This window comes from Mycobacterium sp. E1386 (genome assembly GCF_001672745.1).
GTDB lineage: Bacteria > Actinomycetota > Actinomycetes > Mycobacteriales > Mycobacteriaceae > Mycobacterium.
This window is the reverse complement of sequence record NZ_LZKH01000260.1, coordinates 24,131-46,372: the sequence shown is the minus strand read 5'-3', so window position 1 is coordinate 46,372 and position 22,242 is coordinate 24,131. Positions and strand designations below refer to the sequence as shown.

At 66.3% G+C, this 22,242-nt stretch carries 24 protein-coding genes; 11 read left to right on the top strand and 13 right to left on the bottom strand.

The features are described from left to right. Together A5709_RS26470 and A5709_RS26465 are read right to left on the bottom strand one after the other, a co-directional pair. The coding region (locus A5709_RS26470) for an acetaldehyde dehydrogenase (acetylating) (RefSeq protein WP_068123672.1) at positions 1 to 629 on the bottom strand (629 nt) is incomplete at its 3' end. A gap of 52 nt (positions 630 to 681) precedes the next feature. Continuing rightward, positions 682 to 1,467, bottom strand: coding sequence for a 2-keto-4-pentenoate hydratase (locus A5709_RS26465; protein ID WP_068123669.1), 786 nt, complete (start codon positions 1,465 to 1,467; stop codon positions 682 to 684). Positions 1,468 to 1,539: 72 nt separating this feature from the next. Between A5709_RS26465 and kstD the strand changes: the two genes are divergently transcribed. Together kstD and A5709_RS26455 are read left to right on the top strand one after the other, a co-directional pair. After that, on the top strand, positions 1,540 to 3,222 hold the full coding sequence (kstD, locus tag A5709_RS26460) for a 3-oxosteroid 1-dehydrogenase (RefSeq protein ID WP_068123678.1): 1,683 nt from the start codon (positions 1,540 to 1,542) through the stop codon (positions 3,220 to 3,222). 1 nt (position 3,223) lies between these two features. Beyond that, entirely contained in the window at positions 3,224 to 4,084 is an 861-nt protein-coding gene (locus tag A5709_RS26455; protein ID WP_068123668.1) for a MaoC/PaaZ C-terminal domain-containing protein, read from the top strand. Positions 4,085 to 4,192: 108 nt separating this feature from the next. Here A5709_RS26455 and A5709_RS26450 read toward each other — a convergent pair whose 3' ends face one another. The 7 genes from A5709_RS26450 to A5709_RS26420 all read right to left on the bottom strand — a co-directional run bounded on the left by A5709_RS26450 (position 4,193) and on the right by A5709_RS26420 (position 11,092). Continuing rightward, complete coding sequence (locus A5709_RS26450; protein WP_067943221.1) at positions 4,193 to 5,032, bottom strand: hypothetical protein; 840 nt, start codon at positions 5,030 to 5,032, stop codon at positions 4,193 to 4,195. Positions 5,033 to 5,158: 126 nt separating this feature from the next. Beyond that, positions 5,159 to 6,328: a lipid-transfer protein gene (locus tag A5709_RS26445; RefSeq protein ID WP_067943223.1), complete on the bottom strand. Its 1,170-nt coding sequence runs from the start codon at positions 6,326 to 6,328 to the stop codon at positions 5,159 to 5,161. After that, positions 6,328 to 6,729 (bottom strand): MaoC family dehydratase, encoded by a 402-nt coding sequence (locus A5709_RS26440; protein ID WP_067943225.1) that lies wholly within the window; start codon positions 6,727 to 6,729, stop codon positions 6,328 to 6,330. Before A5709_RS26440 ends, A5709_RS26445 begins: the two co-directional genes overlap by 1 nt. After that, on the bottom strand, positions 6,726 to 7,679 hold the full coding sequence (locus A5709_RS26435; RefSeq protein WP_068123664.1) for a bifunctional MaoC family dehydratase N-terminal/OB-fold nucleic acid binding domain-containing protein: 954 nt from the start codon (positions 7,677 to 7,679) through the stop codon (positions 6,726 to 6,728). The genes A5709_RS26440 and A5709_RS26435 overlap by 4 nt, the downstream gene beginning before the upstream one ends. Continuing rightward, a complete protein-coding gene (gene fadE29 / locus A5709_RS26430; RefSeq protein WP_068123660.1) occupies positions 7,676 to 8,839 on the bottom strand; it encodes an acyl-CoA dehydrogenase FadE29 in 1,164 nt (387 codons plus the stop codon). The genes A5709_RS26435 and fadE29 overlap by 4 nt, the downstream gene beginning before the upstream one ends. Continuing rightward, positions 8,830 to 9,843 carry an acyl-CoA dehydrogenase family protein gene (locus tag A5709_RS26425; protein WP_068123655.1) on the bottom strand — a complete coding sequence of 338 codons (1,014 nt, stop codon included), beginning with the start codon at positions 9,841 to 9,843 and terminating at the stop codon, positions 8,830 to 8,832. Before A5709_RS26425 ends, fadE29 begins: the two co-directional genes overlap by 10 nt. 7 nt (positions 9,844 to 9,850) lie before the next feature. After that, positions 9,851 to 11,092 (bottom strand): cytochrome P450, encoded by a 1,242-nt coding sequence (locus tag A5709_RS26420; RefSeq protein ID WP_068011482.1) that lies wholly within the window; start codon positions 11,090 to 11,092, stop codon positions 9,851 to 9,853. A gap of 122 nt (positions 11,093 to 11,214) precedes the next feature. Between A5709_RS26420 and A5709_RS26415 the strand changes: the two genes are divergently transcribed. The 4 genes from A5709_RS26415 (at position 11,215) to A5709_RS26400 (ending at position 14,503) form a co-directional block, all read left to right on the top strand. Continuing rightward, complete coding sequence (locus A5709_RS26415) at positions 11,215 to 12,378, top strand: steroid 3-ketoacyl-CoA thiolase (RefSeq protein WP_067943236.1); 1,164 nt, start codon at positions 11,215 to 11,217, stop codon at positions 12,376 to 12,378. 7 nt (positions 12,379 to 12,385) lie between these two features. Continuing rightward, positions 12,386 to 12,772 (top strand): hypothetical protein, encoded by a 387-nt coding sequence (locus A5709_RS26410; protein ID WP_067943238.1) that lies wholly within the window; start codon positions 12,386 to 12,388, stop codon positions 12,770 to 12,772. Between the two features lie 9 nt (positions 12,773 to 12,781). Beyond that, entirely contained in the window at positions 12,782 to 13,234 is a 453-nt protein-coding gene (locus A5709_RS26405) for a nitroreductase family deazaflavin-dependent oxidoreductase (protein WP_067943241.1), read from the top strand. Positions 13,235 to 13,618: 384 nt separating this feature from the next. Then, positions 13,619 to 14,503: a hypothetical protein gene (locus A5709_RS26400; RefSeq protein ID WP_156673341.1), complete on the top strand. Its 885-nt coding sequence runs from the start codon at positions 13,619 to 13,621 to the stop codon at positions 14,501 to 14,503. A gap of 167 nt (positions 14,504 to 14,670) precedes the next feature. On the opposite strand, the gene A5709_RS26395 is transcribed toward A5709_RS26400, so the two are convergent. Together A5709_RS26395 and A5709_RS26390 are read right to left on the bottom strand one after the other, a co-directional pair. Further along, positions 14,671 to 15,576: an SDR family oxidoreductase gene (locus tag A5709_RS26395; RefSeq protein ID WP_068123648.1), complete on the bottom strand. Its 906-nt coding sequence runs from the start codon at positions 15,574 to 15,576 to the stop codon at positions 14,671 to 14,673. 14 nt (positions 15,577 to 15,590) lie between these two features. Continuing rightward, positions 15,591 to 16,376, bottom strand: a complete 786-nt coding sequence (locus A5709_RS26390) for an SDR family oxidoreductase (protein WP_197520242.1) — start codon at positions 16,374 to 16,376, stop codon at positions 15,591 to 15,593. A gap of 59 nt (positions 16,377 to 16,435) precedes the next feature. Between A5709_RS26390 and echA20 the strand changes: the two genes are divergently transcribed. Genes echA20 through A5709_RS26365 form a run of 5 tightly spaced genes read left to right on the top strand, consistent with a single transcriptional unit; the run spans position 16,436 to position 20,358 of the window. Further along, complete coding sequence (gene echA20, locus A5709_RS26385) at positions 16,436 to 17,194, top strand: (7aS)-7a-methyl-1,5-dioxo-2,3,5,6,7,7a-hexahydro-1H-indene-carboxyl-CoA hydrolase (protein WP_068123645.1); 759 nt, start codon at positions 16,436 to 16,438, stop codon at positions 17,192 to 17,194. Further along, on the top strand, positions 17,191 to 18,075 hold the full coding sequence (gene ipdA / locus A5709_RS26380) for a cholesterol ring-cleaving hydrolase subunit IpdA (protein WP_068123642.1): 885 nt from the start codon (positions 17,191 to 17,193) through the stop codon (positions 18,073 to 18,075). Before echA20 ends, ipdA begins: the two co-directional genes overlap by 4 nt. After that, a complete protein-coding gene (gene ipdB, locus A5709_RS26375) occupies positions 18,072 to 18,815 on the top strand; it encodes a cholesterol ring-cleaving hydrolase subunit IpdB (protein WP_068123638.1) in 744 nt (247 codons plus the stop codon). The genes ipdA and ipdB overlap by 4 nt, the downstream gene beginning before the upstream one ends. Then, positions 18,815 to 19,891 (top strand): (3aS,4S,5R,7aS)-5-hydroxy-7a-methyl-1-oxo-octahydro-1H-indene-4-carboxyl-CoA dehydrogenase, encoded by a 1,077-nt coding sequence (gene ipdC / locus A5709_RS26370; RefSeq protein ID WP_068123634.1) that lies wholly within the window; start codon positions 18,815 to 18,817, stop codon positions 19,889 to 19,891. Before ipdB ends, ipdC begins: the two co-directional genes overlap by 1 nt. A 41-nt stretch (positions 19,892 to 19,932) precedes the next feature. After that, positions 19,933 to 20,358: a nitroreductase gene (locus A5709_RS26365; protein WP_067949475.1), complete on the top strand. Its 426-nt coding sequence runs from the start codon at positions 19,933 to 19,935 to the stop codon at positions 20,356 to 20,358. A gap of 99 nt (positions 20,359 to 20,457) precedes the next feature. Here the strand turns inward: A5709_RS26365 and fadA6 are convergent, their stop codons facing one another. Both fadA6 and kstR2 read right to left on the bottom strand, forming a co-directional pair. Then, the gene (gene fadA6 / locus A5709_RS26360) at positions 20,458 to 21,618 is read right to left on the bottom strand and encodes a steroid 3-ketoacyl-CoA thiolase FadA6 (protein ID WP_068123631.1); all 1,161 of its coding nucleotides are present in this window, start codon (positions 21,616 to 21,618) and stop codon (positions 20,458 to 20,460) included. A gap of 4 nt (positions 21,619 to 21,622) precedes the next feature. Further along, complete coding sequence (gene kstR2, locus A5709_RS26355; RefSeq protein WP_156664354.1) at positions 21,623 to 22,225, bottom strand: TetR family transcriptional regulator KstR2; 603 nt, start codon at positions 22,223 to 22,225, stop codon at positions 21,623 to 21,625. Positions 22,226 to 22,242 lie beyond the last annotated feature (17 nt).

Genomic DNA, 22,242 nt, shown 5'->3' with positions numbered 1-22,242 from the left:
ATGGTGTCGCGCATGATCATCGGCGGGTCTGCGGGGTTGAGGATGATGATCGCCTTGCCACGCTTGGCGCCGCCGATCGTTTCCACACCCTTGCTGGTGGTCTTGGTGAATTCGTCGATGTTGGCGCGGGTGCCCGGCCCCGCGGAGACCGACGCCACCGACGCCACGATCTCGGCGTACGGCACGCCGCCCTGATCGACCAACGCGCGACTGACCGCGTACACGATCGGGATGGTCGCCTGCCCACCGCAGGTGATCATGTTGACGTTCGGAGCATCCAGGTGCTGCCGCAGGTTTGCCGGCGGGATGACCGCCGGACCCACCGCGGCCGGCGTCAAATCGATCGCCCGGATTCCCGCGGCCTCATACCTCGGCGCGGCGTCGCGGTGCACGTAGGCGCTGGTCGCCTCGAACACCAGGTCGGGTTTCTCGGACTGGGCCAGCAGCCAGTCCACCCCTTCGTGCGTGGTCTCCAACCCCAGCTTGCGGGCCCGTGCCAGGCCTTCACTGTCCGGGTCGATGCCCACCATCCAGCGCGGCTCCAACCAATCCGACCGCAACAATTTGTAGAGCAGGTCAGTGCTGATGTTTCCCGACCCGACAATGGCCACACTCGCCTTAGCCGGCATGACGCTCCTTTGCGAAGCTCTCGATATTTAAGTCCGACGATTTAATTCGAGACTATTCGAACGACAATTGAACAGAACCCAGGCCCGTGAAGTCGGCCACGAACTGGTCTCCGGCGTGCGCGTCGATCGCTCGCGTGCACGATCCGGGAAGCACCAGGTCGCCTTTGCGCAGCCGTACGCCGAAGCCCTCCACCTTGCGGGCCAGCCAAGCCACCGCGGTGACCGGGTTGCCCAGCACCGCGTCGGTGCGGCCCTTGGCCACGACCTCGCCGTTGCAGCTGAGGACCGCATCGATTCCTTTGACGTCGATGTCGCGCGGCGAGACGCGCCCCTTGCCGAGCACGAAGCCGGCGGACGAGGCGTTGTCGGCGATGGTGTCGCACAACTCGATCTTCCAGTCGGTGATCCTGGTGTCGATCAACTCGATCGAAGGGACCAGCGCCTCGGTGGCCGCCAGCACGTCTTCCTCGGTGCAGCTGGCGCCCGGCAGGTCGGCGTTCAGGATGAAACCGACCTCGACCTCGACCCTCGGCCACAGGTAGCGGTTCGCCTTGACCGGCGTGTCTTCGAACAGTTGCATCTCGTCCAGCAAATGCCCGTAGTCCGGCTCGTCGACCCCCATCATCTGCTGGATCGCCTTCGACGACAGGCCCACCTTGTGGCCCAGGACGCGGGCTCCCTCGGCGACCCGCTGACGAATGTTGATCAGCTGGATTTCGTAGGCGTCGACGACGTCGATGTCGGGGTGGGCGGCAGTCAGCGGCGCGATCGGCTCGCGGCTCCGCTCAGCCTGCGCCAAGTCGGCAGCGAGCTCGTCTCGCGTCGCAACACTGAGCATCTGCGGAAGTCTCCTCGTTCGTGTGACCGGCCCAGTAGCGCCCGGCCCGGGCAATTCTATAACGTGTTCTACATGACAGCACAGGAGCTCGACGTCGTCGTGGTCGGGAGCGGCGGAGCCGGCATGGTCGCTGCCCTTACCGCCGCTCACCGGGGCCTTTCCACAGTAGTCATCGAGAAAGCTGCGCACTTTGGGGGCTCGACCGCGCGGTCGGGCGGGGGCGTCTGGATTCCCAACAACGAGATCCTCAAGCGTGACGGCGTCCGGGACAACCCCGAGGCGGCCCGGACCTACCTGCACGGGATCGTCGGCAACGTCGTCGAGCCGGAACGCATCGACACCTACCTCGACCGCGGACCCGAGATGCTGTCGTTCGTGCTGAAGCACACGCCGCTGAAGATGTGCTGGGTTCCGCGCTACTCGGACTACTACCCGGAGGCGCCGGGCGGGCGCGCGGAAGGCCGCTCGATCGAACCGAAGCCGTTCGACGCCCGCAAGCTCGGACCCGACGAGGCCGGTCTGGAGCCGGCATACGGCAAGGTGCCGCTCAACGTGGTTGTTATGCAACAGGACTACGTGCGGCTGAACCAGCTCAAGCGACACCCTCGGGGCGTGCTGCGCAGCCTGAAGGTCGGCGCCCGCACGATGTGGGCGAAGGCGACCGGTAAGAACCTCGTCGGCATGGGCCGGGCGTTGATCGGCCCACTGCGGATCGGGCTCCAGCGGGCGGGTGTTCCGGTGTTGCTCAACACCGCGCTGACCGACCTGTACGTCGAGGACGGCGTGGTGCGTGGGGTGTATGTCCGCGACAGCGGGGCATCCGAGTCGTCGGAGCCGCGCCTCATCCGGGCCCGGCGCGGGGTGATCCTCGCCTCCGGCGGCTTCGAGCACAACGAACAGATGCGCGTGAAGTACCAGCGCGCGCCGATCACCACCGAATGGACCGTGGGCGCCAAGGCGAACACCGGCGACGGCATCGTGGCCGCCGAAAAGCTGGGTGCCGCACTGGAACTGATGGAAGACGCCTGGTGGGGCCCCACGGTTCCGCTGGTGGGCGCACCGTGGTTCGCGCTGTCGGAACGCAATTCGCCTGGTTCGATCATCGTGAACATGTCGGGCAAGCGGTTCATGAACGAGTCGATGCCCTACGTCGAGGCCTGCCACCACATGTACGGCGGGGAATTCGGCCAGGGGTCGGGCCCGGGCGAGAACATTCCGGCGTGGCTGGTGTTCGACCAGCAATACCGGGACCGCTACATTTTCGCGGGATTGCAGCCGGGGCAACGCATTCCCCGCAAGTGGCTGGAGTCCGGGGTCATCATCCAGGCCGACACGCTCGAGGAGCTCGCCCAAAAAGCCGGCCTTCCGGCGGCCGAATTTCTGGCCACCGTGCAGCGATTCAACGGCTTCGCCCGGTCCGGCGTCGACGAGGATTACCACCGCGGTGAGAGCGCGTACGACCGTTACTACGGCGACCCGACCAACAAGCCCAACCCCAACCTCGGCGAGCTCACGCACGCGCCGTACTACGCCGCCAAGATGGTGCCCGGGGACCTGGGCACGAAGGGCGGCGTCCGCACCGACGTCCACGGCCGTGCGCTGCGCGACGACGGATCGATCATCAAAGGCCTTTACGCCGCAGGCAATGTCAGTGCCCCGGTGATGGGTCACACCTACCCGGGCCCGGGCGGCACGATTGGCCCGGCCATGACGTTCGGTTACTTAGCCGCACTGCACATCGCGGGGGAAAGCTGATATGCCCATCGATGTAGACGTCGCGCTAGCCGCCGAGCTGGATCCGATCGACTTCGCTTGGACGAGCAGCGATGTGCAGCTCTACCACTTGGCGTTGGGGGCCGGCAAGGATCCGATGGATCCGCGCGAACTGCGTTATCTCGTTGACGACACACCGCAGGTCCTGCCGACGTTCGGCAACGTGGCGGCCTCGTTTCACATGACCAAGCCACCGACCGTGCAATTCCCCGGCATCGACATCGAGCTGGGCAAGGTGTTGCACGCCAGCGAGCGGGTTGAGGTGCCCGGGCCGCTGCCGCCCTCCGGATCCGCTCGCGCCGTCACCAGGTTCACCGACATCTGGGACAAGGGCAAGGCCGCGGTGATCTGGAGCGAGACGACGGTCAGCGCGCCCGACGGCACGCTGCTGTGGACCCAGCGGCGGTCCATCTTCGCCCGTGGCGAAGGCGGATTCGGCGGCGAGCGCGGGCCGTCCACGTCGGACGCGGCGCCGGACCGAGCGCCCGATGTCGAGGTCGCGGTGCCGATCCTGCCGCAGCAGGCGCTGCTGTACCGGCTCTGCGGGGACCGCAACCCGCTGCACTCCGACCCGGAATTCGCTGCGGCCGCAGGCTTTTCGCAGCCCATCCTGCACGGCCTGTGCACGTACGGCATGACGTGTAAGGCCATCGTGGACACGCTGCTGGACGGCGACGCCGGTGCGGTGGCCGCCTACGGTGCACGCTTCGCCGGTGTGGCGTTCCCCGGGGAGACGTTGCGCGTCAACGTCTGGAAGGAAGATGGGCGTTTCGTGGCCAGCGTTGTCGCGCCTTCGCGCGACAACGCGGTGGTCTTGAGCGGCGTAGAGCTGGTGCCGGCGTAGGTTTCTTCCCCGTGCGCCGCCGACCCGCCGACCCGCCGACCCGCCGTCCCGCCGTGTCCACCGAGTGTGAAGTTAGCTTCACATTGGGCCTCGAGTGTGAAATTAGTTTTACGCTCGACCGGCACGAGCCGCGCGCACCCTGTGGATGATGTCGCGGGGCCGGTCACCGGTGACCACCCTTATTACGATCCAGCCGCGTCGCTGCAGCATTTCGGCCCGACGAATATCCCAGCCATACTGACGGCGATCAGTCCGATGATGATCACCGTCATACTCGACCGCGACTTTGACGTCCTCCCAGCCCATGTCCAGATAGGCGATCGCACTGCCGAATTCATTGAGCACTGGAATCTGCGTCTGCGGCCTCGGCAGGCCCGCCTGGATCAGCACGATGCGCAGCCAAGACTCCTTAGGAGACTGCGCCCCACTGTCGAAGAGTGCGACTGCCTCCCTTGCCTGGACGATGCCTCGGCGGCCTGAGTACCTTTCCACGAGCAGCTCGACATCCGCCGTCTTGATTTGGGTTGCACGAGCCAATGCATCAATGCCGGCAACCGCCGCAATAGTCGGATACCAGCAGCCTAGGTCCAGGGCGGTCCTGGCTGCCGACGTCACCGAGATGCCCCCTATGACAACAGTTTCATCTTCCTCAACGCGGTCTCCATGAACTCTGATCCCAGCGTGACGGTGGCGGTTGTCGTGAAAAAGGTCAACCACGGCCGCGTCATCGACCCATTTGCTCCCGTGCAGCGCCGCGGCGGAGAACCCGGCGACCACGCCCTGACGCCCAGTCCACAACCATCCGGCCCTGGCGCGCAGAGTGGCCGTCACTTCTGCATCCCGACTGACGTACACGTCGCGGAAAAGTCGGGTGTAACCAGCGCTCAGCTGGCCTCTAGTCAAAGCGCCTCGGGCAACGGCTTCACTGCCAAGGAACGGCTCCCCCATGACGGGAGCGTTGCATGAGTCAAGCGCAGCGTCACTTCACTCATGAGTGTGAAGTTAGTTTCACACTCGACGACCAGCGTGAAACTAACTTCACACTCGGCGGGAAGGGGTGAGGCCTAGAAAGCGCTAGCCCAGGATCAAGCCCGACGTGGGGACGCCCGTGCCCGCGGTGACGAGGACGTGCTCGACGTCGGGTACCGGGTTCACCGAGGTACCGCGCAATTGCCGCACACCCTCGGCGATGCCGTTCATGCCGTGGATGTAGGCCTCACCGAGCTGACCGCCATGCGTGTTGATGGGAAGCCGGCCGCCAACTTCGATCGCGCCGTCGGCGATGAAGTCCTTGGCCTCGCCCTTGCCGCAGAATCCCAACTCCTCCAACTGAATCAGCGTGAAGGGGGTGAAGTGGTCGTACAAGATTGCGGTCTGGATGTCCGACGGCCGCAGGCCGGATTGCTGCCACAGCTGCTTCCCCACCACGCCCATCTCGGGCAGGCCCAGTTCCGGTCGGTAGTAGCTGACCATCGTGTACTGGTCGGGACTGGAGCCCTGCGATGCCGCCTCGATGACGGCCGGTCGCTGCTTGAGGTCGCGCGCCCGCTCGGGTGAGGTCACCACGATCGCGACCGCGCCGTCGGTTTCCTGGCAGCAGTCCAGCAGCCGCAGCGGCTCGGCGATCCACCGTGAATTCTGGTGGTCCTCAATGGTGATCGGCTTCTCGTAGAAGTACGCCTTCGGGTTCTTGGCGGCGTGCTTGCGGTCGGCCACCGAGATGGCGCCGAAGTCGCGGCTGGTCGCGCCGGACAGGTGCATGTAGCGCTGGGCGATCATGGCGACTTGGGCGGCCGGTGTGGAGAGGCCGTGCGGGTAGGAGAAGGAATTGTCCGCCGCGGTCGAATCCGCCTGTGCGCGAGCATCTCCCGCCAACCGGGTCTGCACCTGGCCGAACCGCATGCCCGACCGCTCGTTGAACGCCCGGTACGCCACCACGACGTCGGCCACCCCGGTGGCGACGGCCATCGCCGCCTGCTGGACGGTCGCGCACGCGGCACCGCCGCCATAACCGATCTGCGAGAAGAACTTCAGATCACCGATGCCGACCGCGCGGGCCACCGCGGTCTCGTTGTTGGTGTCCATCGTGAAGGTGGTCAGCCCGTCGACGTCCGACGGCGAAAGGCCCGCGTCGTCCAACGCGTCCAGCACCGCCTCGGCCGCCAACCGCAATTCGCTTCGGCCGGAGTCCTTCGAGAAGTCGGTGGCGCCGATGCCGACGATCGCGGCCTTGCCCGACAACATCAAGAATCTCCCATCGTCAACGTCACGGTCGCGATGACGTGGTCACCAAGGCTGTTGCGGCCGAACACCTTCACGGTGATCAGGCCGTCGTCCACGGCGGTCACCTCACCGGAGAAGGTCACGGTGTCGTAGGCGTACCACGGCACCCCGAGCCGCAGCCCGATCGATTTGATCAGCGCCGACGGGCCGGCCCAATCGGTGACGTAGCGCTGCACCAGCCCGGTGTCGGTCAGGATGTTGACGAAGATGTCCTTCGACCCCTTGGCCTGTGCCAGATCGCGGTCGTGGTGCACGTCCTGAAAGTCCCGCGTGGCCAGGGCCGTAGAGATGATGAAGGTGGGATCACCGTGCAGCTTCAGCTCCGGCAATACGGTGCCCACTTCGATGGTCGGGGCGCTCATGCGTCTGGCTCCCATGCGTACAGGGTCCACTCGGGGCCGGCGTCACCGGCCGGGAAGTCGATATAGGTTGCGCGCACCGGCATTCCGATCGCCACCGAGCCCGGGTCCGCGCCCCGCAGCTCGCCCAGCATCCGCACGCCCTCTTCGAGCTCGACCAACGCGATGACGAAAGGCAGCGTGCGCCCGGGCACCTTCGGTGCGTGGTGCACCACAAAACTGAAGACCGTGCCCTTGCCGCTGGCCACCACGTAGTCGATCGGGGCGGCCTTGTCCTGCCAGACGGCGGGCACCGGCGGGTGCTGCAGGCTGCCGTCGGGCCGCCGCTGGATCCGCAGCTCGTGCTCCTTGACGCCCTCCCAGAAGAACGCCGTGTCGCGCGACGACGAGGGACGCATCATGGCATCGGGGTCGAGATCCGTCGGCACCGACGACGCCTGCTCAGCGGTCTCACGCGGCCTGAATTTGAGGATGCGCCAATTCATCTCGGCGACGTCCTCGTCCCCGACCCGCCAGATGATGTGCTGGTTGATGAAATAGCCCTCGCCCAAACCGGTCTGCTTGGGTCCGACTACGTCACCCATCTCCGAGGTGATGCTGACGTGCTCGCCCGGCTGCAGATAACGGTGATAGGTCTGCTCACAGTTCGTGGCGACGACGCCGATGTAACCGGCGTCGTCGAACAACTGCATGATCGGACCCATCGGGTCGTCCTTAGGCCGTTCCCCGCTCAGGCCGAACATGGTCCACACCTGAATCATGGCCGGCGGGGCCACGATTCCCGGGTGTCCGACGGCTCGCGCGGCAGCCTCGTCGACATAGATCGGGTTGACGTCGCCGATGGCCTCCACCCAGTTGTTGATCATCGGCTGGTTCACCGGATCGCGGCCGGCGCGCGGCTTCGGACCCCCGGCCGCCTTGATCTCCGCGATCGCTTCCTGGATGTCGGTCACCTGGGCACCCTCGGCACTTTGAGGCCGGCGGCCGCGATCATTTCCCGCATGACTTCGTTCACGCCTCCACCGAAGGTGATCACCAGGTTCCGCTTGGTCTGCGAGTCCAGCCAGTTGAGCAGCTCGGCGGTCTCCGGCTCGGCCGGGTTGCCGTACTTGCCGACGATCTCTTCGGCGAGCCGGCCGATGTACTGAATACGCTCCGTGCCAAAGACTTTCGTCGATGCGGCGTCGGCCACGTTGATGTCCTCGCCGGCCGCGGCGACCTGCCAGTTCAGCAGCTCGTTGATCCGCCACATCGCGTGGATCTCACCGAGCGCCCGCTTGACGTCGGCGTGGTCGATCGGTGTGACGCCGTCGGCACCCGGCTTCGACGCCCAGGCATGCACCCGGTCGTAAATGCCGGCGGTGCGGCCCGCGGGGCCCAGCATGACCCGTTCGTTGTTGAGCTGGGTGGTGATCAGTTTCCACCCGCCGTTCTCCTCGCCGACCAGCATGTCGGCGGGCACCCGGACGTCGTTGTAGTACGTGGCGTTGGTGTGGTGGGCGCCGTCGGACAGGATGACCGGCGTCCAGGAGTAACCGGGATCCTTGGTGTCGACGATCAGGATCGAAATACCCTTGTGCTTCACGGCTTCCGGGTCCGTCCGGCAGGCCAGCCAGATGTAGTCCGCGTCATGCCCGCCGGTGGTCCACATCTTTTGGCCGTTGACGATGTACTCGTCCCCTTGCCGCACGGCGGCGGTCCGCAGGGAGGCCAGGTCCGTCCCCGCCTCGGGCTCGCTGTAGCCGATCGCGAAGTGCACTTCGCCGGCGAGAATCGCCGGCAGGAACTTCTTCTTCTGCGCCTCGGTGCCGAACTGCTGCAGGGTCGGGCCGACCGTCTGCAGCGTCACCGCGGGCAGCGGCACGTCGGCGCGATGCGCCTCGTTGACGAAGATCGACTGCTCGATGGGGCCGAAGCCCAAGCCGCCGAACTCCTTTGGCCAACCGACCCCGAGCTTGCCGTCCCGCCCCATCCGCCGGATCACCGCGCGGTAGGCCTCGTTGTGACGGTCCTGCTCCATCGCCTTCATCTCGTCGGACGAGATCAGGTTCGAAAAGTATTCCCGCAGTTCCGCCTGCAGCTGACGCTGCTCCGGAGTCAGGTCTATGAACATTGCGCTCCCACCAGATCGAGACGATGAGAAGGCCCGCCCAGCAGCCGGGTCAGGTCTTTGATTGTGGAGTAGTACCGGTGCATCGGGTAGGTGATGTCCATGCCCATGCCGCCGTGCAGGTGGTGGCAAGTTTGCATCACCGGCGGCGCCTGCGAGGCGACCCAGTATCCGAGGACATCGAGGTCGTCGTCAGCGTCCCGTCCTTCGGACAGTCGCCAGACGACCGACTTGGCCGCCAAATCGATGGTGCGCGAGGCGATGTACACCTCGGCGAGCTGGGCGGCCACCGTCTGGAACGTCGACAGCGGCTTGCCGAACTGCTTGCGATTGGCCACGTAGTCGGCGGTGAGGCGCAATGCCCCGGCCACCAATCCGTCGGCGTAGGCACCGATCGCCGCCAGGGCCAACTGGTTGACCCGGGGCGCCGTCGCGTCCGCCAGCACGTCGGAGTCGGCGACCGCGACGTCGGCGAACGTCACCGTGTACTCATCGGCGCCGCTGGATGTCGGAGTCTGGATGAGCTGCACACCGTCGGCCTTCGGCGACACGACGACGACCGCGCTGTCGGCGGTAACGATCATCCAATCCGCTTGCCCGGCATAGCCGACACCGACCTTGGTACCCGACAGCCGGCCGTTGGCGAAGGTGGTCGACGGCCGGTCGGGCAGCGCGGCGCCCGGCTCGTTGACCGCGGCCGTCAGCACGCCGCCCTTCGGGACGCCGGCCAGGAACCGATCCTGCTGTTCGTCGGAGGCCAGGTCGAGCAGCGGCACCACGCCGAGGCCGAGCGTGACCAGCGCCGGCGTAATGGCGCCGTGGCGACCCACTTCTGTCAGCACCGTGGCGACCTCGGGCAGGCCCACGCCGTCGCCGCCCAGGCGCTCGGGGACCGGCAGTGCGGGCACGCCCCCACTGACCAGTGCGTACCAGCTCAGGTCGCGGTCCAGAACGGACGTCACCACATCGGCGACGGCCTGTTGCGTCGCAGTGAGATTGAAGTCCATCAGGACGTCACCGAGTTGCGCCGGTGTAGTCGACCTGCCAGTGCTTGATCCCGTTGAGCCAACCGGACCGCAGTCGCTCCGGCTCACCGATCGGCTTGAGGTCCGGCATGTGGTCGGCGACCGCGTTGAAGATCAGGTTGATGGTCATGCGGGCGAGGTTCGCGCCGATGCAGTAGTGGGCGCCGGTGCCGCCGAAGCCGACGTGGGGATTCGGATCGCGCAGGATGTTGAAGGTGTGCGGGTCGTCGAAGACCTCTTCGTCGAAGTTGGCCGACCGGTAGGACATCACCACCCGCTGACCCTTCTTGATCTGCACGCCGGCCAACTCGGTGTCCTCGTTGGCGGTGCGCTGGAAGGCCGATACCGGGGTGGCCCACCGGATGATCTCGTCGGCGGTGGTCGATGGGCGCTCCTTCTTGAAGAGCTCCCATTGATCGGGGTTGTTCGCCATGGCGATCATTCCGTGGGTGATCGAGTTGCGAGTGGTCTCGTTGCCGGCCACCGCGAGCATGACCACGAAGAAACCGAACTCGTCGTCGGAAAGCTTCTCACCCTCGATGTCGGCCTCGATGAGCGTGGTGACGATGTCGTCGGTGGGGTTTTTGCCCCGCTCCTCGGCCATGGCCATCGCGTACGTGATCAGCTCCATCGACGACTGCGCGGGATCGACGTGGGCGTACTCGGGGTCGGTGCCACCGGTCATCTCGTTGGACCAGCGGAAGAGCTTGTCGCGATCCTCCTGGGGAACGCCGAGCAGGCCCGCGATGGCTTGCAGCGGCAGCTCGCACGAGACCTGTTCGACGAAGTCGCCGCTACCCTCGCTCGCCGCGGTCTTGGCGATGTTCTGGGCGCGCTGGGCCAGTTCGGCTTCCAGCCGTCCGATGGCCCGCGGCGTGAAACCGCGGGAGATGATCTTGCGCAGCCGGGTGTGGTGGGGGGCGTCCATGTTGAGCATGACGCTGCGCTGCAACTCGACCTGCTCGCGCTTCATCTCCGGCGGCCAGGTCGGGATGGCGCCGTTCAGCCAGCTCGAGAAGATGTCGCTGCGCTTCGAGACCTCCTTGACGTCGGCGTGCTTGGTAACGAGCCAGTACCCGTGGTCCTCGAACCCACCCGAGCCGTTGGGGATGTCGACCCAGTGGATCGGCTCCGCCTTGCGCAGCCAGGCGAGTTCCTCAACGGGCAACCCTGCGAGGTTGACGTCCGGGTCGAGAAAGTCGAAGTCGGCGGGAATGTTGGGGGGTGCCATGATGTGTGCGCTCCTCAATTGCAACGTGTTCTAGTGCCAGTAAAACACGGCTCCTGCGCAGATAAAAGGCAGGTCACCATCGTCGCTTGTCAGACTAATGAAACGTGTTCTAGCCTGACGGAATGGGTAACCCGGTAATCGTCGAAGCCACCCGCAGCCCCATCGGCAAACGCAACGGATGGCTGTCAGGCCTGCACGCCACCGAGCTGCTTGGTGCGGTGCAGAAGGCACTGGTGGAGAAGGCCGGCATCGACGCCGGCGACGTCGAACAGGTGATCGGCGGCTGCGTGACGCAGTTCGGCGAGCAGTCCAACAACATCAGCCGGGTCAGCTGGCTGGTCGCCGGGCTGCCGGAGCACGTTGGCGCCATGACCGTGGACTGCCAGTGCGGCAGCGGACAGCAGGCCAACGGCCTGGTCGCCGGTCTGATCGCGGCAGGCGCCATCGACATCGGCATCGCCTGCGGCATCGAGGCGATGAGCCGCGTCGGGCTGGGCGCAAACGCCGGTCCCGACCGCAGCATCCTGCGGCCCGCGTCGTGGGACATCGACCTGCCCGACCAGTTCACCGCGGCCGAGCGGATCGCCAAGCGGCGTGGCATCACCCGCGAAGACATCGACGAATTCGGTTACCAGTCGCAGGCCAAGGCCAAGCGGGCGTGGGAGGAGGGCCGCTTCGACCGCGAGATCTCCCCGATCGAGGCGCCGGCGCTCGACGAGAACAAGCAACCGACGTCGGAGCGGGTCACCATCTCCCGCGACCAGGGCCTGCGCGACACCACCCTCTCAGGCCTGAGCTCGCTGAAGCCGGTCATCGAGGGTGGGATCCACACGGCGGGAACGTCGTCGCAGATTTCCGACGGGGCCGCGGCCGTGCTGTGGATGGACGAGGACAAGGCCAAGGCGCTCGGATTGCGGCCGCGCGCCCGCATCGTCAGCCAGGCGCTGGTCGGCGCCGAGCCCTACTACCACCTGGACGGCCCGGTGCAGTCGACGGCCAAGGTGCTGGAGAAGGCCGGCATGAAGATGGGCGACATCGACATCACCGAGATCAACGAGGCGTTCGCGTCGGTCGTGCTGTCCTGGGCCCGGGTGCACAATCCGGACATGGACAAGGTGAACGTCAACGGCGGCGCCATCGCGCTGGGCCACCCGGTGGGCAGCACCGGCAGCCGGCTGATCACCACCGCGCTGCACGAACTGGAGCGCACCGACCAGAGCACCGCGCTGATCACCATGTGCGCGGGCGGTGCGCTGTCGACCGGCACCATCATCGAACGCATCTAGCCTCTCGGTGCTCGTCTCCGAAGAGAGCCGCGTCGCCGCGGCGCAGTCTTACATCGACGCGCTCGTCAGCCATGACGGTGACTCCGTTCCGTTCGCTGCCGGCTGCACCCGGATCGAGCAAGGCATCAAGAACGGGTTCTCCGGAAACCACTTGCGCCGCAGCCTCAATCGCGGAGCTCAGTACCGATTGCTTGCGGACACGACCCCGCCGGAATACCGGATCGACGGCGACCGGGTGCACGCGGCATACATCGTGCTGACCAAGGCGGCGTTCGCGGGTCGGCGGCTCGCCGCACGAGTCGACGAGACCTTCGTCATTCCGGCCGAAAGCTCAAGCGGCAAGGCCGAAATCCACCACATCAAGGTTCGCTTCCAACCTTTTGTCCAGCGCTAAGGGAAAATCATGCCTAAACCGAAGCCACGCTCTTTGAATGCGCCCTGGGTCGGCTTCATCATCAAATGGATGGCCAAGGGCAACACGTGGATCTACCGACTTAGCAACGGAAGATTCGGCGGCACCTTCCAGAATGCACCGGTCGCACTGCTCACCACGACGGGACGAAAAACGGGTGAACCGCGGGTGAGCCCGCTGCTGTATCTACGCGAAGGGAACCGGGTGGTATTGGTCGCTTCGAAGGGCGGCAGCGACAAGCACCCGCTGTGGTACCTCAACCTCAAGGCCAATCCCAAAGTCTCCGTGCAGATCAAGGACGAGGTACTGCAACTGCAGGCCCGCGACGCCACCGAGGCCGAGCGCGCGGAGTACTGGCCGAAGCTGGACGCCATGTACCCGTCGTTCGACGACTACCGGTCGTGGACCGATCGGGTCATCCCCATCGTCATCTGCGACCCGTAACGGCAGACACGTGCCACAGGGATTCGGCGACTCGCGCCGTCTCGCCTTAGCGCTGAAATACTTTGCCCGCGAGCACATTTCGATATACCGCGTTACCAATGCCCGGTGGCGCCCGGTTGCTGTGGTTCCCGGCGGCGCTGCTGACCACGATCGGACGCAAATCGGGTAAACCCCGGCCATGGTTTGACGGCGGCCACAGCGAGTCGCCTCGTTCTGAGGTCACCGATCCTTCGGAAACGCATTGATCTGGCAGGCACCAGTTCGCCGCGGGTTGGCCGAAAGTGTAGGGAAATCCCTTATTGGTCCGGCCACCCTGGCCGCCATAGGCTGCAAAAAGTTTGAGGCGTGCGACCTTGCGTCGCACACACTTCGGGAGGCACTGCCGTGGCTAAGCGAGTGACAAAACGTTTCGCAGTCCTGACCGCCGCGGCATGTCTGTTCGGAATCGTCGGTGCCACACCATTGATGGCGCCGACCGCCAGCGCCGACACGCTGCCGAATGGCTACAGCGTGACCTGTACGCCCAACGGTCCGCACGAGCCGACCTGCATCGTCTCCGGGTGCCCGCGCGTGCACGGAGACGAGGCCGGCGACGTGATCCACCTCAACGGCAAGGGTTATTTCATGCAACCCGAGCTCAGCAAGGGGTGCAACAACACCGCGTCCTTTATCATCCCTGCAAGTACGACGCCGCAGACCTTCTCGATCCAAGGTTGTCGCAAGCACTTCCCAGGTACGGATGATTGCGGCGCCTGGTCGGACTACACGTATGTGCCACCTGCGGCGGCGGCACCTCCCGCACCAGCGCCCGCGCCGGCGCCAGCACCGGCGCAGTTGCCCGTGCGATGCACCGGCGGACCGGACGCGGGAAAGACTCTTCCTCCCGGCTCGAATTGCCCCGGAGATCCGGCTCCGGTGAAATGCCCTACCGGCTCGGTGACCGACACCGTCCCAGCCGGCCAGCAATGCGGCGCGCCGACGAACGCCGTCGCGGTGAACATCTCGCGGAATGGATTCAATGCCCGCGTGGCTATCACCAACAACTCCAGCCTGCCCGCCAAATGCAGCTACACGGCTACGAAATCCAGCGGATTCGGGCCGCAGGAGGTCGATAGAAGCATCGACGTCGCTGCGAACAGCACCGGTACGATTACCGACATGTTGTGGCCCCCCTTGGGAACCAGCTATGACACAACGGTCAAGTGCACGGTCAACTACAACAACAAGCAGACCTCTATCGGTCAGTCCAGCCAGAAAGTCAGCGGCTGACGATCGATCGCGGTAGCCGAGTACGACATCTACGAGGTGTTCCGCACCGGCAACGCTGCGACCATCGATGCCGTGCTTCAGACCGGTCTCAGCCAGGTCGACTCGGCTTTGGCACAGTTCCCCAACGCAGTGTTCGACAACCTGGTCACCGCGCTGGGGAGTTCACCCTAAGCCCCGTAGACCGGAACCGGCGGGCGCGCCTTGGCGAGCAGATCGGCGACCACCGGTCCCAGTTCCGCAGGATCCCACTTCGCGCCCTTGTCGATCTGCGGTCCGTGCGCCCAGCCCTCGGCGACCCGGATCTTGCCGCCCTCGACCTCGAACACCTTCCCCGTGACGTCGCGGGACTCGGCGCTGCCCAGCCAGACGACCAGCGGTGAGATGTTCTCCGGGGCCATGGCGTCGAAATCCTGGTCCTGCGTTGCCATCATCTCGGCAAAGACGGTCTCGGTCATGCGGGTGCGCGCCGACGGCGCGATGGCGTTGACGGTGACGCCGTAGCGGCCCATCTCCGCGGCGCCGACCAGCGTCAGCGCCGCGATGCCGGCTTTGGCCGCGCTGTAGTTGCCCTGGCCGACGCTGCCCTGCAGGCCGGCACCCGAACTGGTGTTGATGATTCGCGCGTCGACGGTCTTGCCCTCTTTGGACAGCCCGCGCCAGTACGACGCGGCGTGCCGCATCGTGGCGAAGTGGCCCTTCAGGTGCACGGCGATGACGGCGTCGAACTCCTCTTCGCTGGTGTTGGCCATCATCCTGTCGCGCACGATGCCGGCGTTGTTCACCAGAACGTCCAGGCCACCGAAGGTGTCGACGGCGGTCTGGATCAGGCCCGCGGCCTCGTTCCAGTCCGCGATGTTGGATCCGTTGGCGACGGCTTCCCCACCGGCCGCGGTGATTTCGTCGACCACGCCCTGCGCGGCGCTGCCGCCCCCGGCGGGCGAACCGTCGAGACCCACCCCGATGTCGTTGACCACAACGCGGGCGCCTTCGGCGGCGAAGGCGAGCGCATGCGCGCGACCGATGCCGCCGCCCGCTCCGGTGACGATGACGACGCGGCCGTCAACCACTCCCATTGTTCGTGTCTCCTCTACTTGATCGCACTGGCGTTCGTCGTGGCCAGATAGTGCGGCGGCTCACCGCCGCCGTGCACCTCCAGCGACGCGCCACTGATGTAGGACGCCGTGTCCGACGCCAGAAACGCTGTGGCCCAACCGATGTCCGCAGGCTTGGCCAGCCGGCCCAGTGGCACGTTCTTTGAGATCGCGGCGATGGACTCGGCGTCGCCGTAGAAAAGTTCGGATTGCTCGGTCTCGACCATGCCGACCACGCAGGCGTTCACCCGGACCTTCGGCCCCCACTCCACCGCGAGGGTCTGCGTGAGGCTTTCCAGGCCGGCCTTGGCTGCCCCGTAGGCGCCGGTGCCGGGCGATGGCCGCCGACCGGACAGGCTGCAGATGTTGATGATCGAACCACCGCGGTCCTGATTTTGCATTTGAGCGTTCGCGTGTTGTGAAACCGACAGCGCGCCAATCAGGTTGAGCTCGATGATCTTGCGGTTGAACTTCGCGCTGGACTCCGCGGTCAGCACGTACGGCGAACCGCCGGCGTTGTTGACCACGACGTCGAGCCGGCCGTGTTCGTCGACGATGGAGTCGATCAGTGCCTTGACGGCGTCGTCGTCGCGGATGTCGCACGAGTGGAACTCATAGGGCAGGCCCTCGACGGGCCGCCGTGCGCAGGTGATGACGGTCGCGCCCTGCGCGGCGAAGACCGAACTGATGCCGGCGCCCACTCCGCGGACCCCGCCGGTGACCAGGACCACCCGCCCGGCCAGCCCCAAGTTGATGGCGTCGGGTACTTCGGCGCGAGTCACTGTGCTAGCGTACCAAGCAAGTGCTTGCTTAGGTAGTTACCCCACAAGGAAGTGGCACCGTGCCCATCACATCCAAAACCACCGAGCCGGGCATCGTCGCGGTCACCGTCGACTTTCCCCCGGTCAACGCCATCCCGTCGCGCGGCTGGTTCGAACTGGCCGACGTCATCACGGCGGCCGGTCAGAACCCCGAGACCCACGTCGTCATCCTGCGGGCCGAGGGCCGTGGCTTCAACGCCGGGGTCGACATCAAGGAGATGCAGCGCACCGAGGGATTCACCGCCCTGATCGACGCCAACCGCGGTTGCTTCGCCGCCTTCCGCGCCGTCTACGAGTGCGCGGTGCCCGTCGTCGCCGCCGTGAACGGCTTCTGCGTCGGCGGCGGCATCGGCCTGGTCGGCAACTCCGACGTCATCGTGGCCTCCGACGACGCCACGTTCGGGCTGCCCGAGGTGGAGCGCGGTGCACTCGGCGCGGCCACCCACCTCTCCCGGCTGGTGCCGCAGCACATGATGCGGCGGCTGTTCTTCACCGCCGCCACCGTGGACGCCGCCACCCTGCACCACTTCGGTTCGGTGCACGAGGTGGTGCCGCGCGACCAGCTCGACGAGGCCGCTTTGAAGGTGGCGCGAGACATCGCCGCCAAGGACACCCGGGTCATCCGCGCGGCCAAGGAGGCGCTCAACCTCATCGACGTGCAGCGGGTCAACTCGAGTTACCGCATGGAGCAAGGCTTTACGTTCGAGCTCAATCTGGCCGGCGTCGCCGATGAGCACCGCGATGCGTTCGCCGGTACGGCGAAGGGCAAGAAGGAATGAGCGACAAGCGAACCACCCTCGACGCGGCGGTCGGGCAGTTGCGCAGCGGCATGACCATCGGCATCGGCGGCTGGGGCTCCCGGCGCAAGCCCATGGCGTTCGTGCGCGCCATGCTGCGCACCGATGTCAAGGACCTGACCGTGGTCACTTACGGCGGACCCGACCTCGGCCTGCTGTGCTCGGCCGGCAAGGTCAAGCGCGCCTACTACGGCTTCGTCTCGCTGGACTCCCCGCCCTTCTACGACCCGTGGTTCGCCAAGGCACGCACCAGCGGCGCCATCGAGGCCCGGGAAATGGACGAGGGCATGCTGCGGTGCGGTCTGCAAGCCGCCGCGCAGCGCCTGCCGTTCCTGCCGATTAGGGCCGGGTTGGGCAGCTCGGTCCCCGACTTCTGGGAGGGCGAGCTGCAGACCGTGACCAGCCCCTACCCGGCACCCGAGGGCGGCAACGAGACGCTGATCGCCATGCCGGCGCTACGCCTGGACGCGGCCTTTGTGCACCTCAATCTCGGTGACTGCCAAGGCAATGCGGCCTACACCGGGATCGACCCCTACTTCGACGACCTGTTCCTGATGTCCGCCGGCAAGCGCTTCCTGTCGGTGGAGCGCGTCGTCTCCACGGAGGAGCTGGTCAAGGCCGTTCCCCCGCAGGCCCTGCTGGTGAACCGGATGATGGTCGACGCCGTGGTGGAGGCGCCCGGCGGCGCCCACTTCACCACCGCCGCGCCGGATTACGGCCGCGACGAGAAGTTCCAGCGACACTACGCCGAGGCGGCATCGACCGACGAGGGCTGGCAGAAGTTCGTCCAGACGTATTTGTCCGGCAGCGAGGACGACTACCAGGCTGCGGTTCGCGCATTCGCAGAGGAGGCCGGAAAGTGAGCAGCACCCGCGCCGAGGTCTGCGCAGTCGCCTGTGCCGAACTGTTCAGGGACGCAGGCGAAATCATGGTCAGCCCGATGACGAACATGGCCTCCGTCGGTGCGCGGCTGGCGCGGTTGACCTTTTCGCCCGACATCTTGCTGACCGACGGCGAGGCGCAGCTGCTGGCCGACACCCCGGCCCTGGGCAAGACCGGACCCGTCGAGGGCTGGATGCCGTTCGGCCGGGTGTTTGAGACCCTCGCCTGGGGGCGCCGGCACGTGGTGATGGGTGCGAATCAGGTTGACCGGTTTGGCAATCAGAACATCTCGGCATTCGGGCCACTGCAACACCCGACCAGGCAGATGTTCGGCCTGCGTGGCGCGCCCGGCAACGCGATCAACCACGCGACCAGCTATTGGGTGGGCAACCACTCGAAGCGGGTGTTCTGCGAGACCGTCGACGTGGTCTGCGGCATCGGCTGGGACAAGGTCGACCCGGACAATCCGGCGTTCCGCTTCGCCAACACGTATCGGGTCGTGTCCAACCTGGGCGTGTTCGACTTCGGCGGCCCGGACCACACGATGCGCGCGCTGACGCTGCATCCCGGGGTGTCACCCGACGACGTTCGCGAGGCCACGTCGTTCGACGTGCATGGCGTCGACGAGGCCGGGGAGACCAGACTGCCGACGGACGACGAGCTCCACCTGATCCGCGAGGTGATCGACCCGAAGTCCCTGCGCGACAGAGAGATACGTTGATGAAGTTGCGCACGCCGCTGACCGAGCTGGTCGGTGTCGAGCACCCGGTGGTCCAAACCGGGATGGGCTGGGTGGCCGGCGCCCGGCTGGTGGCCGCGACGGCCAACGCGGGCGGCCTGGGCATCCTGGCTTCGGCCACCATGACGCTGGACGAGTTGGCGACAGCCATCGGAAAGGTCAAGGCCGCCACCGACAAACCGTTCGGGGTGAACATCCGCGCCGACGCCGCGGACGCCGGTGACCGCGTCGATCTCATGATCCGCGAGGGCGTGAAGGTGGCGTCGTTCGCGCTGGCGCCCAAGCAGGAGTTGATCGCGCGGCTGAAAGAGGCCGGCGCCGTGGTGATTCCGTCGATCGGCGCCGCCAAGCACGCGCGCAAGGTCGCGGCGTGGGGCGCCGACGCGATGATCGTGCAGGGCGGCGAGGGCGGCGGACACACCGGACCCGTCGCCACCACGCTGCTGCTGCCGTCGGTGCTGGACGCCGTGCAGGGCACCGGCATCCCGGTGATCGCGGCGGGCGGATTCTTCGACGGGCGCGGCCTGGCGGCCGCGCTGAGTTACGGCGCCGCCGGGGTGGCGATGGGCACCCGCTTCCTGCTGACCTCCGATTCGACCGTGCCCGAAGCGGTCAAACGGCGCTACCTCGAGGCGGCGCTGGATGGCACGGTGGTGACCACGCGGGTGGACGGCATGCCGCACCGAGTGCTGCGCACCGGGCTGGTCGAGAGGCTGGAAAGCGGTTCGCCAGTGCGGGGTCTCACCGCGGCCGTGCGCAACGCGGCGAAGTTCAAGCACATGTCGCAGATGACCTGGCGGTCGATGATCCGAGACGGCATGGCCATGCGCCACGGCAAGGAGCTGACCTGGTCTCAGGTGGTGATGGCGGCCAATACCCCGATGCTGTTGAAGGCCGGTCTGGTCGAGGGCAACACCGAGGCCGGGGTGCTCGCCTCCGGCCAGGTCGCCGGCATCCTCGAGGACCTGCCATCGTGCGCCGAGCTGATCGACTCGATCGTGCGTGACGCGATCAAGCACCTACAGGCGGCATCCGCGCTGATCGAATCCGGCGACTAAAGACCCTGGCTTAGGCGCGGGCCCGCGATCATCGTGGAGTCATGAGTGCGCTATTACCCGAAGCGTGGCCCAAGCCGTTGCTGGGCGCGATCCGTGTTTCCAACAGATACCTGCTCAACCCGCTGATGTTGCGCCTGGCCGGGCGCAAACACTGGTATGCGTCGGTGATCCACCACACCGGCCGGCGGTCGGGCAAGCAGTTCGCCACGCCGGTCGTCGCCGACCGGACGGCCAGCGGGTTCGTCATCCCGCTGCCTTACGGCACCGGAGTGGACTGGTTGCAGAACGTCCTCGCCGCGGGGCGGGCGAGCATTTCCTGCCAGGGCGAGAGCTACGACGTCGCGCAGCCCGAGGTGATCGACGCCGAGGCGGCCTTGCCCATGCTGTCGGCCGACCGCAAACGCACGTTCGCCCGACTCGGCATCGCGCATTACCTCAAAGTATCTGACGCTTCGTCGCCGAACTGAGCTCGGCGCCGTTCGTCGAGACATAAACCACGCACACCGTTTACGGCGTGTCGTGTGCGTGGTTTACGTGTCGCGGCAACCGACGAAGGGCGCCGGGCCCTACAGCCGCTCGATGATGGTGACGTTCGCGGTGCCCCCGCCCTCACACATCGTCTGCAGGCCGTAGCGGCCGCCGACGCGCTCGAGCTCGTTGAGCATGGTGGCGAACAGCTTGGCGCCGGTCGCACCCAGCGGGTGCCCAAGGGCGATCGCGCCGCCATTCGGGTTGACCTTCTCCGGGTCGGCCTTGATCTCCTTGAGCCAGGCCATCACCACCGGCGCGAACGCCTCGTTGATTTCGACGGTGTCGATGTCGTCGATCGACAGCCCGGCCTTCTCCAGCGCGTGCCGTGTGGCCGGGATGGGCCCGGTCAGCATGAACACCGGATCGGCGGCGCGGGCGCTGATGTGGTGAATGCGCGCACGGGGGGTCAGCTTGTGGTCCTTCACGGCCTGCTCGGAAGCCAGCAGCACCGCGCTGGCGCCGTCAGAGATCTGGCTGGCCATCGCCGCCGTCAGCCGGCCGCCCTCGACGAGCGTCTTCAGCCCGGCCATCTTCTCCAGCGACGACTCACGCGGACCCTCGTCGACCCGGAACGGCCCGGATTCCGTTTCGACGGTGATGATTTCGTTGTCGAAGTGGCCGCCGCGGATCGCGGCGAACGCGCGCTCATGGCTGGTCAGTGCGTAGCGCTCCATCTCTTCGCGCGAGAGGTTCCACTTCTCGGCGATCAGCTCCGAGCCGCGGAACTGAGAGATCTCTTGGTCGCCGTAGCGGTGCAGCCACTGCTTGGACTCGTTGGTCGGCGAGGTGAACCCGAACTGCTCGCCCACGGTCATGGCCGACGAGATCGGGATCTGGCTCATGTTCTGCACACCGCCGGCCACGATGAGGTCGGCCGTGCCGGCCATGATGGCCTGTGCGCCAAAGGAAATCGCCTGCTGGCTGGAGCCGCACTGCCGGTCGACGGTGACACCGGGAACCTCTTCGGGGTAGCCCGCGGCCAGCCACGAGAGCCGCGCGATGTTGCCCGCCTGCCCGCCGATGGCGTCGACGCAGCCGGCGATCACGTCCTCGACGGCGGCGGGGTCGACGTCGACCCGGTCGAGCAGCCCACGCCAACCAAGGGCGCCGAGGTCCACGGGATGCACCCCGGCCAGCGATCCGTTGCGCTTTCCAACCGCGGTACGTACAGCGTCGATGACGTACGCCTCAGCCATAATGTCAGACTCCTTCTTTGGTAATCCCACCAAGAACGATGGCGAGGTATTGCTGACCCACCTGTTGTGCGGTGAGGGGCCCGCCAGGTTGGTACCAGCGCACCGACACCCACGTGGTGTCACGAATGAAACGGTAGACGAGGTCGACGTTGAGGTCGGGCTGGAAGTAGCCCTCGTCGATGCCTTGGTTGATCACCTCGACCCACATCTTGCGCTGCTGGCGGTTCATGTCCTCGATGTAGGAGAACCGGGGCTGCGACAACAACCGTTGGGCTTCGTCCTGATAGATGACGACTTGCGCGTGCCGATGCTCGATCGCTTCGAACGACGCCATGAACAGCCCCTTGAGCCGCTCCAGCGGGTTGGCCTCGCTGTCCACGATCTCTCGGTAGCGGGCGAACAGCCAGTCCAGGAAACTGCGCAGCAGCTCGTCGACCATTTCCTCCTTGGAGGAGAAGTGGTGATACAGGCTGCCGGAGAGGATGCCCGCGCTGTCGGCGATGTCGCGCACGGTGGTGGCGCGCAATCCGCGCTCGGCGAACATGGTCGCGGCGAGCTCTAACAACTCGTCGCGGCGGCTGTTTGCCTGACCGGCCACTCGGTCCACCCGATCAGAGTATCAAC